The 12,830-nt window shown below is 52.2% G+C and carries 15 protein-coding genes; 12 read left to right on the forward strand and 3 right to left on the reverse strand.

Annotated features, from left to right (window positions below):
* Window positions 1-33 precede the first annotated feature (33 nt).
* The 5 genes from HKT17_RS04380 to HKT17_RS04400 all read left to right on the forward strand — a co-directional run bounded on the left by HKT17_RS04380 (window position 34) and on the right by HKT17_RS04400 (window position 3,630).
* The gene (locus HKT17_RS04380; RefSeq protein WP_171098128.1) at window positions 34-1,050 is read left to right on the forward strand and encodes an MBL fold metallo-hydrolase; all 1,017 of its coding nucleotides are present in this window, start codon (window positions 34-36) and stop codon (window positions 1,048-1,050) included.
* Window positions 1,051-1,136: 86 nt separating this feature from the next.
* On the forward strand, window positions 1,137-1,787 hold the full coding sequence (locus HKT17_RS04385) for a MotA/TolQ/ExbB proton channel family protein (RefSeq protein ID WP_105028516.1): 651 nt from the start codon (window positions 1,137-1,139) through the stop codon (window positions 1,785-1,787).
* Between the two features lie 5 nt (window positions 1,788-1,792).
* Complete coding sequence (locus HKT17_RS04390; protein ID WP_171098129.1) at window positions 1,793-2,401, forward strand: hypothetical protein; 609 nt, start codon at window positions 1,793-1,795, stop codon at window positions 2,399-2,401.
* Window positions 2,398-2,913, forward strand: a complete 516-nt coding sequence (locus tag HKT17_RS04395) for a hypothetical protein (RefSeq protein WP_171098131.1) — start codon at window positions 2,398-2,400, stop codon at window positions 2,911-2,913. Before HKT17_RS04390 ends, HKT17_RS04395 begins: the two co-directional genes overlap by 4 nt.
* Window positions 2,914-2,916: 3 nt before the next feature.
* Window positions 2,917-3,630 (forward strand): hypothetical protein, encoded by a 714-nt coding sequence (locus HKT17_RS04400; RefSeq protein ID WP_171098133.1) that lies wholly within the window; start codon window positions 2,917-2,919, stop codon window positions 3,628-3,630.
* 3 nt (window positions 3,631-3,633) lie between these two features.
* On the opposite strand, the gene HKT17_RS04405 is transcribed toward HKT17_RS04400, so the two are convergent.
* The gene (locus tag HKT17_RS04405; RefSeq protein ID WP_105028520.1) at window positions 3,634-4,173 is read right to left on the reverse strand and encodes a hypothetical protein; all 540 of its coding nucleotides are present in this window, start codon (window positions 4,171-4,173) and stop codon (window positions 3,634-3,636) included.
* Between the two features lie 62 nt (window positions 4,174-4,235).
* Window positions 4,236-4,844, reverse strand: coding sequence for a TetR/AcrR family transcriptional regulator (locus HKT17_RS04410; protein ID WP_171098135.1), 609 nt, complete (start codon window positions 4,842-4,844; stop codon window positions 4,236-4,238).
* Window positions 4,845-4,937: 93 nt separating this feature from the next.
* Between HKT17_RS04410 and HKT17_RS04415 the strand changes: the two genes are divergently transcribed.
* The 3 genes from HKT17_RS04415 to HKT17_RS04425 are packed head-to-tail and all read left to right on the forward strand — an operon-like array spanning window position 4,938 to window position 8,357.
* Entirely contained in the window at window positions 4,938-5,825 is an 888-nt protein-coding gene (locus HKT17_RS04415; RefSeq protein WP_171098136.1) for an SDR family NAD(P)-dependent oxidoreductase, read from the forward strand.
* A 12-nt stretch (window positions 5,826-5,837) separates the two neighbouring features.
* A complete protein-coding gene (locus HKT17_RS04420; protein ID WP_171098139.1) occupies window positions 5,838-6,764 on the forward strand; it encodes a ferritin-like domain-containing protein in 927 nt (308 codons plus the stop codon).
* Window positions 6,765-6,782: 18 nt separating this feature from the next.
* On the forward strand, window positions 6,783-8,357 hold the full coding sequence (locus tag HKT17_RS04425) for a flavin-containing monooxygenase (protein WP_240965901.1): 1,575 nt from the start codon (window positions 6,783-6,785) through the stop codon (window positions 8,355-8,357).
* A gap of 79 nt (window positions 8,358-8,436) precedes the next feature.
* On the opposite strand, the gene HKT17_RS04430 is transcribed toward HKT17_RS04425, so the two are convergent.
* On the reverse strand, window positions 8,437-8,814 hold the full coding sequence (locus HKT17_RS04430; protein ID WP_171098141.1) for a phosphopantetheine adenylyltransferase: 378 nt from the start codon (window positions 8,812-8,814) through the stop codon (window positions 8,437-8,439).
* A gap of 71 nt (window positions 8,815-8,885) precedes the next feature.
* Here HKT17_RS04430 and chrA point away from each other — a divergent pair, with 71 nt between their 5' ends.
* The 4 genes from chrA to HKT17_RS04450 all read left to right on the forward strand — a co-directional run bounded on the left by chrA (window position 8,886) and on the right by HKT17_RS04450 (window position 12,759).
* A complete protein-coding gene (gene chrA / locus HKT17_RS04435; protein ID WP_171098143.1) occupies window positions 8,886-10,250 on the forward strand; it encodes a chromate efflux transporter in 1,365 nt (454 codons plus the stop codon).
* Window positions 10,251-10,773: 523 nt separating this feature from the next.
* The gene (locus HKT17_RS04440; RefSeq protein WP_171098145.1) at window positions 10,774-11,184 is read left to right on the forward strand and encodes a PaaI family thioesterase; all 411 of its coding nucleotides are present in this window, start codon (window positions 10,774-10,776) and stop codon (window positions 11,182-11,184) included.
* Between the two features lie 26 nt (window positions 11,185-11,210).
* Window positions 11,211-11,762, forward strand: coding sequence for an NADPH-dependent FMN reductase (locus HKT17_RS04445; protein WP_171098147.1), 552 nt, complete (start codon window positions 11,211-11,213; stop codon window positions 11,760-11,762).
* A 133-nt stretch (window positions 11,763-11,895) separates the two neighbouring features.
* Window positions 11,896-12,759 (forward strand): flagellin N-terminal helical domain-containing protein, encoded by an 864-nt coding sequence (locus tag HKT17_RS04450; protein ID WP_008253010.1) that lies wholly within the window; start codon window positions 11,896-11,898, stop codon window positions 12,757-12,759.
* Window positions 12,760-12,830 lie beyond the last annotated feature (71 nt).

The raw sequence follows: 12,830 nt of genomic DNA on the forward strand, positions 1-12,830 counted from the left end.
TTGGGGTTGTGTTGATTCAGGCTTTGTTTTCACATGTCTTTGAACGTTCGAAATCTTGTCCCTGCTGTTTTTTTGTCTCTATTGGCGCCGCTGGCTCAGGCCCAGTCAGGCGATTGCTGGCAGCAGCACCGTGCTACGGTCTATGAGTGGACTTGTGCTGGTCAAAGCCTGCCCGCAGAAGGGCAGGATTTTGCACTGTCGATTGTGGTGGTTGATTCGCCCAAAGCCTTGATGGTGATTGATTCCGGCGCAACTGCCGCCGTGGGCGAAAGTGCGGCCGCTGCAATTCGTTCCAAATTCGGTACCAAGCCGGTGTGGGTTTTGAATACGCAACCCAAGCCTGAACATGTGTTGGGCAATGTCGGTTTTCGGGCTGCTTTTGCCAGCACACTTGCTCCGGGCGAGAATTTTTCAAGCCGTATTGTGGCTGGCAAACGCACCGCTGATTTGATGCGCGAGCGTTGCCCCACCTGCATTGACAACTTTTCCGAAAGAATGGGAAGCGATTCTGTAAAAGGCACGGAGTCCCTGGTTCCGGGCCGTATTTTACGAACCAAGACAGGTCACCTGGGTTTGCTGCACAACGATTGGGTGCCCTGGAAATTTCGCTTCTACAACGATCTGGAAACCGAAGAGGCGTTGGTGTTGCGCAATCAGGAACTGAAATTGTGGTGGGTAGGCTCGGCTGTTCAAAACAGGGACATTCCCGATTTGTACGATGGCAATGTGGTGGAGCGAATCAATTTTTTGGGTCGCTTGAAGGCGCGAATGGCGGCAGATGACACAGTATTGACTTCATTTGGCGTTTTGGGCCGCGACTGGATAGAACGCAACCTGAACTACTTTGTGCGTGTTCAACAAGCAGTATTGTATGGGCTTGAGGATGGTGTCAGTGAGGTGGAGCTGATTGAGCAGATTAGTGCGCAAATTGGTGAGTTTAAAAACATTGTTTATGTTCAAACCGACCCCAACGTGAATGCCAAAGCACTTGAAACACACCAGTTGAACATTCAACGCATTTTCCGCCAAACAGAGCCATTTGCTTTTTAGAGCCTCTGCTGGAATGTAGCTTGCTAGTAGTCTTTTGAACTGTTGCAAACTGGGACAGGCAAATAACAACACAGGGACTACTTGCATTGACTACCAACAAAACACACACCCTGTTTTTACTGTGGGTGTTGCTGATCAGCCTTACTGGCTTTGGCCTGTACATGACTTGGCACAAAGGCCTTTTTCAATGGATTATCCTGACTGACAACACCCGTATTTGTGTGGTGATCGTGCTGGCATTTGTTGTGGGCAGTGCCCTTGCAGGCTGGCGAAGCATTTATTTGAGTAGGCAGACCCAGTATTTTGAGCAAATTCGTGGTGGTTTCTCCGACTTCAAACTGGGTCAATCCATTTGCCACGATTACCTCACTCATCCCCTGGCACATCCTAGCGAAGGTCAATTGATGGCTGAGGTGATGGCAGAACGCGCGCGCGGTACGCACCAGGTGGGCTGGTTTGTCACGGGGCTTATGATCAAGTTGGGTTTGTTGGGTACCGTGGTTGGTTTCATCATGATGCTCAGTAGCCTGGAAGGTTTGGAGCAGCTTGATATTTCGGACATCAAGACTTTGATGCAGCAAATGACCCAGGGCATGGGTGTGGCCATGAACACCACCTTGGTGGGTTTGATTGGCAGCATTTTGTTGGGTGTACAGTTTTTGATGCTGGATCGCCACGCCGACAAACTGATAGCAGCCACTGTGGACTATGCACACCGAAACGTGAAAGCGAGCTGAGCAGCATGCCGCTTTTCAATCACAAGCCAGACTTTGAGCTGGACCCGTTCACCGACCTGATTTTCAACGCCTTGTTGATTTTCACTTTTCTGTTTCTGATGGCCTTGTTGCTGCTGAACCCGCCTGCCAAAAGCGGAATTATTGATCCCAAGGCCGAGTTTTTGGTGACGGTAAGCTGGCCAGACAACGACCCCAACGACATTGATGTGTGGGCCGCCGGACCCGCTGGAGCGCAGGTGTGGTTTATGCGCCCCCAAGACGGCTTGTTGCACCTGGACCGGGACGACCGCGGCCTGGCCAACGACACGCAGGAGATTGAAGGGCAGGTGTTTGTGAACCCCCTGAACCAGGAGGTGTTGACCATTCGGGGTCGTCCTCCCGGGGAGTACGTGGTCAACGTGCACTACTACAAAACCGAAAACAAATTGCCAGTGCCAGTGAACGTTTATGTTGCAGAGGTAAACCCGAAATTGAAAGTGTTGCATTACTCCACAGTCAACCTGCAGCAAGAGGGCGATGAAGCCACTGCGGTTCGGTTCACGATTGATGCAAATGGCACGGTGAGCAACATCAATCAACTTGAAAAATCTTTGGTGAAGGCAGACGGAAAATGAATGAAGTGTTGGTGGGTTTGGGCATAGCCTATATTTTTCTGGCGGCGCTGTTGCTGTTGGCCCTGGTGTATGGCCGAATGAGCTGGACAATCAAGCTGGTTCTGATTGTGGTGTCAGTGGGCTTTTATTGGGTCAGTTACATCAACTGGCAAAATGCACAGGGTTGGCCCAGTCAGGCTGATCTGCCCAAGCGGTTTTTGTTTTACGCGGTGGTGGTGGAAGAACCCGACAAAACAGAAGGCATCAAGGGACGCCTGTTTGTGTGGGCCAGCGACCTGGCCAATGACAGGCCTTCAGACACACCGCGCGCCTATGTGTTGCCGTACGACAAAGAGTTGCATGTAAAGCTGGATGCTGCGCAGCGCCAGATGCGCAATGGCAATTTGCAAATAGGGGAAGTGGGTGGCGAATTGTTCGACCCACAGGCCACACGTGACAACACGCGAATTGCAGACAAGAAAATTGATCTGGAATTCACGGATTTGCCCGATCCCCAGCTGCCGGAGAAGTAAGCCATGTTGAAAATTTTGAGTGTGGCCGTTTTAGCGCTGGGTCTGGCTGCCTGTTCCAAAGTGGGTGGGGGTGAATACTTTCCGCTGGATGAAGGCTTGCAGTGGCACTACAAACTCGATTTTGTGATGCCCGATGGCAAGAACAAAAAAGACTTGATGATTCGCAGCATGGGGCAGTCCAGTTTCAAAACGGAGGACGATGAAATCCAGGGCATGGTGCGTCGAACTTCGGATGGTACGGACTACCTGGTTCAGGAACGGGAAGACGGCTTTTACCGTGTCGGGAAACGTGTCATTGTTCAAACCAAGCCGCAGGCTGATAAAGCACCACGTCTGATACTGCCCAAAGGCCGAAACCTGCGGGTGGGTTACACCTGGACGATGGACACCAGCCCATATGTGGCGCACTGGATGCCACCCTTCATTGAGGCGAACGCCAGTATCAAGCCATTTGACATGGTGTATGAAATCGCATCGCTGGATGACACCGTGGAAACGCCTGCGGGTGTGTTCCAGAAATGTGTGCGCGTGGACGGCATGGGCAAAATGGTGTTTTATGCCGACGCCAGTGCGGGTTATCAGGAAATTCTGATTAACCACAGTGAATGGTATGCGCCCGGTGTGGGGCTGGTGAAACTGGAGCGCGATGAGCCTTTGGACACCAGCATCATGAAAGGGGGCAAAGTGACCATGGTGCTCAGCAGTTTCATGGATTAAGTGTTACTTGTTGAACAACCCTTCAAGCACCTGGTCGCAAAAGCGTTTGCGTTTGTCACCGTTGCCCGTGACAGTGCAATGTTCAATCAAGACCTGGTCACCTACAAGGCTATGCGATTCTACGCGATCGGCATAAAGAAGAATTTCTTCGGTGTCCAGGCTGAATTTGGAATCCAGATCCATCTGGTTTAAATCGGGTCTGCGCCAGTGCACAGTGAACAGTGGCTGGTTCTGAAACACTTCGCCTTTCTGGTTCTGAAGTTCCGTCACCGCTTGTACCGACAGCATGGGGTGGCTGTTGAACTCTTGCGGGTAGTGGCGTTTCATTTCCCGCATGATGTTGTAAGCGTCGGTTGCGAACAGGGTCACAATTCGATTGCGCGTGACAAAAGTCAGTTGCTCAGTATTCAATCCACGAATTTCCACAATATTGCCGTTGGCCATTTTGTCCATGGAATCGGGTGGGGGCGGGCTGCAGGCCGCAATCAGGGCCGCACAGGCCAGCAGTGTGGCGTGTTTGACATGGCGCAACGTGGGGCGCATTCGTGGTCTCCAGTGTCGTGTTGTTGTGCCAGCAGTATAGGGGGTAAATGTTGTCACCGGGCTTACATAGAGCCCAGTTCCCTTTCCACATAATGCCCAGCCATATCGGCCAGACCCCTGGCGAGGTCATCGAAAGTAAAGCCTGGGTTGGGGTGGTTCAAGTACCGAATCATGGTGGCGATGCCACTGTTGATGAAAATGTAAGTCATGGTTTGAAGATTGTTCAGCCGCAAAATTTCCGGGTGCTTGATGGCATGCTGGATAAACAGGTCGGCCAGTGCCCGGTATATGGGGCCGAAAGGCACATGCTTTTCCATCAAGGCCGATTCTCGGGCGCAACGCAGGTACAGTTCATCGTCTTTTTTCAGGAATTCAGCGGTCTGGGCAATCAATTCATACACTGCATCGCGCAGTGAAAGCCGAACAACGTTTGTTGTGGCCCCCTGAATTACCCCAACCAGCTCTTTGGAAAAGCGCTCGCCCATGGCGCTGAAAATCGCCTCCTTGTTTTCGAAATATTCATAAATCGAGCCAACACCTACACCGGCATATTCTGCAATTTGTCGCGTGGTTGCGCCTTCTGCGCCATGTTTGGCCAGTGCAATGAAGGCACCTTGAACAATGGTTTCCACCGTGTTTTGGGAGCGAATTTGTTTGGGTTTTCTGGTCATGAATAAATCCGAATTGAATCCGAACAAACGTTCGTTTTAATATGACATTGTTCAATGTCACGGTCGCGCTGTCAAGCGCAATAGGATTTACACATGTTCGGGAAAAAAATTACCAAGGGTGCGAATGCAGTGGTCACCGGCGCTGGCAGTGGTATCGGCCGTGCCTTCGCGCTTGAAATAGTTCGCAGGGGGGGCCGTGTAGTGTGCGCCGACATTAGCCTGGAACGCGCGCAGGAGACCGTGGAAATGATCATGGACCAAGTGGCTGGCAAGCTGAAGAACGCTGACCTGGTGTTTGTACCGCAGGCCTGGGCCGTGAAATGCGATGTCAGCAAGCTAAAGGACGTAGAAGCGCTGGCCTTGCAAGCCGAGGAAATTTTTGGTGGAACCGAGGACAACACCGCCATTGATTTGGTGGTGAATAACGCAGGTGTGGGCGCGGGTGGCAAACCGATTGGTGAAACCACGATTGAAGACTGGAAGTGGACCATCGGCGTGAACCTGTGGGGTGTTATTCACGGTTGCCACGTATTTGCGCCACGTTTGCGTAAAAAGGGTGCTGTAAAAAAGTGCGGCATCGTCAACGTAGCGTCCACGGCCAGCTTTGCTGCTGCACCGCTGATGAGTGCCTACAACGTGACCAAGGCCGGTGCTTTGGCATTGACTGAAACGCTTGCTTCCGAGATGGCTGGCACTGGCGTGAATGTGACCGCACTGTGCCCCACCTTTGTGAAAACCAATATTACGAAAGATGGCCGGATTGATGCCGCGTCGAACCAATTGGCCAACAAGCTGATGGAGTGGACCGGCGTGTCTGCCGACGGCGTGGTGAAAGAAACATTGAATGCATTGGACAAGGGGCAGCTGTATGTGTTGCCCCAGCTGGATGCCCGCATGATTTGGCGCATGAAGCGCTTGATGCCCCGCAGTTACACGCGCGGTGCTGGTTTATTGGCCCGTGTGGCCGCAAAAGCTTTTTAAGGAGTACACAAAATGCCTCAACTCGATCTGGAAAAAACACTGCGCCGCATCAAGGAGAATCAATGGGCTTTGGCCGACATTGATTGGGATGCGCCTGGCCGCGAGATGATCACTGAAGAACAGTGGCCCAAACTGAAGGCCTTCATGGCCGACCTGACCTGGATTGAACACATTGGTGCGCGCGGCTTTGCGGCCATGGCCAAAAAAGCCCCGAACGATACTTTGAAAGAAATTTACACTTGGTTTCATGCAGAAGAACAGCGCCATGCCAATGCCGAGCTGGCTTTGATGCAGCGTTGGGGCATGCTTGAAGAAGGTGAGATTCCAGAGCCGAATATCAACCTTCGCTTGACCATTGAATGGCTGGACAAGTACAGCGACGACATGCCCTTGAGCGTTTTGGGCAGTGTAATTCCCATGCTGGAAGTGACGCTGGATGGCGCACTGTGCAAGTTCCTGCTGGATGAGGTGAAAGACCCTGTTTGTCATGAAGTGTTCAAGAAGATTAATGCCGATGAGGCCCGTCATTTGGGTGTGGATTTCCATGTGCTTGAAATGATGGGTCATGGCCCAATGTACCGCCTGGCTTTGGAATCAATTGCCACGGCCATCAACCCCAAACTGCTGTTGGGTGTTGCAGTGTATTTCCCTTTGTTGAATCGCATGCGCGACAACATTGTGACCATGGGTTTGAAGGAAGAAAAACTGTACGAGGCCATGGCCAAATTTGAAAAATACGGTGGTGAAACGCCTGAGGGCCGACGCAACCCCTGGTATCAGGTGATGCGCCTGCATGGAAAATGGGTGATTGATCGCAAAAACCGTTTTTACCATGTACCCGTGGATGCAGCCGTGAAGGCCTCCAATTACATCCCGAAAAGCTGGTTGCCCGAAGTACCAAGCTGGGTGAACAAACTGACTTGGCACACCACGGCTTGAACAATGCGAGAAACCACAATGACGATTGAAATTAGAAAGCCTGCGAAGGCACTGAAAGGCACCACTGCTGCGCGTACTACCGTGCACCGCAGTTCAAGCAAAAGTGCTGCCGAAAAAAGTGGCGAGCATGTGTACGACACCTTGATTATTGGTGCTGGTTTCGCAGGTTTGGGCACTGCGATCAAACTTCGCGAAGCGGGTGTACACAATGTGGCCATTCTGGAGCGAGCCGCTGAGGTGGGCGGCACTTGGCGCGACAACCAATACCCCGGAGCAGCCTGTGACATTCCGTCGAATCTGTACAGCTTTTCCTTTGCGCCGAACCCCAACTGGTCTCGCAGCTATTCCGGCAGCCAGGAAATTCTGGCTTATGTGCACAGCCTGGTGAATGATTTTGGTTTGGAGAAACTGATTCAATATCAGCAAAATGTAACGCGAGTCGAGCTGGACGATGCGCAAGGGCTGTGGATGATTCACACTGACGGCGGTCGAGTGTGGAAAGGCAAAACCGTGATCATGGCCAGCGGTCCTTTGGCCAATGCCAGTTTCCCAAAAATTCGGGGCATTGAGAACTTCAAGGGCAAGAAAATTCACAGCGCGCAATGGGATCATGATTACGACTTCACCGGCAAGCGTGTGGCGGTGGTTGGCACCGGTGCCAGCGCCATTCAAATCATTCCCGAGCTGGTGAAGAAAGTCGACAAGCTGAAAGTATTTCAGCGCACGCCAGCGTGGGTCATGCCGCGTCCCGATTTCTCAACCTCTGAGTTGAGTAAAAAACTGTTCACAAAATTACCCTTTACGCAAAAGGCGATTCGCGAAGCCTTGTACTGGACTCATGAAAGTATGGCCCTGGCCGTGATCTGGAGCTCGCCGGTGACACGCCTTGGCGAACGTTTGGGGCAGGCCTTTTTGAAATCACAAGTGCCTGACCCCTGGATGCGCAGGCAATTGAAACCCGATTACAAATTGGGTTGCAAGCGTATTTTGGTGAGTAACGATTACTACCCGGCCTTGCAAAAAGAAAATTGCGAACTGATTACCTGGCCGATTGCCAATATTGTGGAGCAGGGCATTCGCACTTCGGAAGGCATTGAACACCGCGTGGATTGTATTGTGTTTGCCACTGGTTTTGATGTGCCGAAAAGTGGCACACCTTATCCAATACTGGGTGTGGGTGGTCGCGAATTGGCCAAGGAATGGCAGCGCGGTGCGCAGGCTTACAAAAGCATCAATGTGAGCGGCTATCCCAACCTGTACATCATGTTTGGACCCAACAGTGGCCCTGGTCACAATTCGGCACTGGTGTACATGGAGCAGCAAATCGCTTACGCGGTGAAAGGCATTCGCACCATTCTGGATTCCAACTTGAAAATGCTGGATGTAAAGCCTGATGTGCAGGCCAAACACAATGCCAACATACAAAAGCGCCTGGCAAAAACCAACTGGAACTCCGGTTGCAAAAGCTGGTACCTGACCGAGGATGGTTTCAACGCCACCATGTTCCCCGGTTTTGCTACGCAATATGCAGCGCAAATGTCAAAGTTTGATGTGAAGGCCTACAGGCAGGTGAAAGCAGACGTAACCGCCTGAGGCTTTGTTAATCAAGGTAGTGGGAGTAGTGCCGCCCCCAGTGACTCGTGACGGTCCTGGGGGCTTTTTAATTCAATGCTTACGATTTGATGAACCAGAACTCGTTGATCAAACCAATGATCAGCGCCACAATCACAATGACATCAGCCTTGATGACTCGTGCAATCAATGAGTTGTAGTCGCCCACTTGCCACGCCACTGCAATAAAGCCAACGGTGCTCACCAGGCCAAAGCACATGGCCAGCAGGCGCAAATCGGCTTTGAACATGGCCACCACGAACAACACACCCAGCAAACCGAATAACAGTGCGCGGTGTTGCATGGCGATCAATAAATTGGGATCGGTTATGCCTACTCCGTACAGCTTCTCGAGCGATGTTTTACCCATGATTCCGCTGAGGGGTAAAAAATGGATGAAGGCCGCGATGGCCAATGCAATGTTGCTGATCCAGTTCATGGTGTTTCCCTTGTTGAGCCTCGAGTATGAGATAAGATTAGCCGTCCAATCAATGACCTCTCAGATCAATAATGTCCACGCCTGCTGCTGAAATGACCGCTCTTGATCAACCCCCCGCACCGGTCAGCCTGATGCAGGCTTTCTGGTTCTGGTTAAAGCTGGGTTTCATCAGTTTTGGCGGGCCAGCCGGGCAAATCGCCATCATGCATGAGGAACTGGTTGAGCGTCGTCGCTGGATTTCCGAGAAGCGTTTTTTACATGCCCTGAATTACTGCATGTTGTTGCCGGGCCCGGAGGCTCAACAGTTGGCCACTTACCTTGGGTGGTTAATGCACCGCACCTGGGGGGGAATAGTGGCAGGTGCATTGTTTGTTCTTCCTTCGCTGTTTATTTTGGTGTTGCTTTCTTGGGTTTACATTGCGTTTGGCGATGTGCCTGTTGTTGCCGGTGTTTTCTATGGCATTAAGCCAGCGGTGACCGCGATCGTGTTGCATGCAGCACACCGCATTGGCTCCCGTGCCCTGAAAAACAACTGGATGTGGGCAATTGCGGCAGCGTCGTTTGTGGCGATTTTTGCCATGAACGTACCCTTTCCCATCATTGTGGCCACAGCGGCAATCATCGGCCTTGTGGGCGGAAAATTGTTCCCCGCCAAGTTCAACGGCAGCGCCGGGCATGCCGGTGCGCAAAAATCGTATGGCGCTGCTTTAATTGACGACAACACCCCGACACCCGAGCATGCCCGTTTCAGCAAAGTTCATTTGGCCAAAGTGCTTGTAACCGGTGCACTGCTGTGGCTGGTGCCCATGGGTTTGCTGACAGCAAGCCTGGGTTGGCAAAACACCTTCACGCAAATGGGCTGGTTTTTCACCAAGGCGGCTTTGCTGACCTTTGGTGGGGCTTACGCCGTGTTGCCTTATGTGTACCAGGGTGCGGTAGGTCATTATGGCTGGCTGACACCCACGCAAATGATTGACGGCTTGGCCTTGGGTGAAACGACCCCCGGCCCGCTGATCATGGTGGTGGCATTTGTGGGTTTTGTGGGTGCCTATGTGCAAGCCGCATTTGGGCCTGAGCATGCATTTGTGGCCGGCGCGTTAGCCGCAGCGCTGGTGACCTGGTTTACTTTTCTGCCTTCTTTCCTGTTCATCTTGGCGGGTGGCCCCTTGGTTGAAAGTACCCACGATGATTTGAAATTCACAGCGCCGTTGGTGGCCATCACCGCGGCAGTGGTTGGTGTGGTGGTGAACCTTTCAGTGTTTTTTGCCTATCACGTGTGGTGGCCCAGTGGTTTTTCTGGCCGGTTTGACTGGATTGCCGCTTCAATTTCGGCGCTGACCCTGATCGCTTTGTTTGGATTCAAGCGATCGATTATGCAGGTACTCGGCGCAGCCGCCCTGATGGGTGCCTGTTTGAGTTTGTTTGGCTTGCTTTGACCACAAGGCCATGGCTGGCAGCGGAGCGCTTTTTGACAGGCATTCTTCTTTTGAGTAATTTTTTTGACCCACTTTGATTGTTTCATTGTCACCTAAGGTTTCAGCAAGCTTCAACCAGTAAATCTTGGTGTTTGGGCTGAGATTGGCCGCTGCCTGGTAGTAATCAAGCCTGCCTAGGGCTTGCCCGTTGGGGGTCGCAATTACAGAATCTTGCGGCATTGCTTCTGCGATGCTGTAACAACTCAATGCCAACTGATGTGAACTGCTTCCAACAGATTTGAAGCCACAATGTTCTGCAAGCAATGATGAGCCAAGTATTGCGGCTACGGTTTGTGGCAAATTTTTGAATTGCTTGCTGCTCGAGGGAAGGCTTTCCGAACCTTTGTTTTTTATCTCGGTGAGTTGTTGGGTAAGCAAAGAGTTGACTGATTGCATAATATGGGCTCTTGAGTGAAGTAAATGCGAATAGTGCAGCTACGTAACACCGCTTAAAACAAGAGTTCCTACAGAACGGAGACGAAGTTTGATAACCAAAGAAATGATGAATGAATTCATCAACACGCAATTTCCACAAAGCAAAATCACGGTTGAACATGTCGATGGCGAATCCGCTACCATTCGTCACAAAATTACGGTGGCTGAGTTGCGCCCCGGTGGCACCGTGGCTGGCCCCGTCATGTTTTTGGTGGCCGACTGCGCCTTGTATGTGGGCATACTGGGGCGAATTGGCATTGTGCCTTTGGCGGTGACCACGAATATGAACATCAATTTTTTGAGGAAACCTTCTGCAGACCGTGACATCATCGGCGTGTGCAAATTGATCAAAGTGGGCAAAACGCTGGCAATTGGCGAGGTGAGTGTGTACTCCGAAGGCTTGCCTGAACCCGTTGCACATGCTGTGGGCACCTATGCCATTCCGCCCAAGAAAGACTGACTTGCCTAATTCAAAGGAGCAACACCATGAGCAACACCATTCGCGTACTGGGTATTTCGGGAAGTCTTCGTGCAAAGTCGAGCAACACGGGTTTGCTGCGCGCCGCCGCCGGGCAGTTGCCTGAGGGCATGGAAATGCAGTTCGCCAATTTAATTGATTTGCCGTTTTTCAATGCCGACCTTGCTGAAAGGCCGGCCGCTGTTCAGGCTTTTTTTGAACAATTGAAACAGGCCGATGCATTGATGTTGGCCTGCCCTGAATACAACTATTCGATTGCACCTGCCTTGAAAAATGCCATCGACTGGGCCTCGCGTTATCCGGACAATGCCTTGCTGGCTGGTAAACCCGTGGCCATTTGCGGCGCGGGTGGCGGCATGGGCACCTCACGCGCCCAATACCATTTGCGGCAAGTGTGTGTGTATCTGGATTTACATCCTTTGAACAAGCCTGAAGTATTTGCTAATGCATTTGCGGGTGGTTTTGATGCCGATGGCAATGTGACGGACGAGAAAATCAAGTCCAACCTGGCCGCCCAGTTGCTGGCCTTGAAAGCATGGAGCCTTCGCCTGAAAGGGTAGGGGTGAAATAAATTTCACATCAACCCTAAAGAATCATTTTTTCCAAGCGTTAATGAATCATGAGCAGCGCACGACAGTGCACGACACTGAAGGCGACTGACTCTTAACTCAATAAATTGCTTGGAGAATTAAAATGCTAGGAATCAACACCAACGTAGCCTCACTGACCGCCCAGAAGAACCTTTCAGGCTCTGGCATGGGTTTGAACAACTCGATCGCTCGCCTGTCCTCCGGACTGCGTGTGAACAGCGCCAAAGACGACGCAGCAGGCCTGGCCATTGCCGAGCGCATGCAAGCGCAAATTCGCGGCTTTGATGTGGCGGGGCGCAACGCCAACGACGGTATCTCTTTGTTGCAAGTGGCCGACGGCGCCATGGGCAAGATCAGCGACAACCTGCAGCGTATGCGTGAGTTGGCTGTTCAAGCCAAAAACGGCACCTTGAACCCCACCGACCGTGTGAACCTGAACCGTGAGTACACGGAACTGGCCAACGAGGTGGACCGCATCGTGACTGGCAGCACATTCAACGGCAACAACCTGTTTGATGCCGCCAACCAAACACTGAGCTTCCAGGTGGGCACCGGCAACGCCGTTTCCGACACCCTGGAGCTGAACCTGACTGACGATGGCTTGAGCACGGGCAACGACCTGACCACCATCATGACCAACGGTGCAGCCGACATTCAGACCAACCTGGGCGCCATTACCGATGTGGCCAACGCCACCACGGCCATCGACACTCTGGATGCCTCGATCGACGCCATCACCGGTATTCGTGCTGTGGTGGGTGCGGGCCAAAGCCGACTGGAGCAAGTGGCAGCTTTTGCCGATGTATCGAGCACCAACCTGCAGGCCGCACGCGGACGAATCATGGACGCTGACTTTGCCAAGGAAACGGCCAACCTGACTCGCTCGCAGATCCTGCAGCAGGCCGGCACCGCCATGCTCGCCCAGGCCAACCAGTTGCCCAACAACGTACTGAGCCTGTTGCAGTAAACCTGAATTGACCAAGCACTGGCTGATCTGACTAGCATCGGATCAGCTGGTTTCGGCAGGGGGCATTCCCG

Source organism: Limnobacter sp. SAORIC-580 (genome assembly GCF_013004065.1).
Taxonomy (GTDB): domain Bacteria; phylum Pseudomonadota; class Gammaproteobacteria; order Burkholderiales; family Burkholderiaceae_B; genus Limnobacter; species Limnobacter profundi.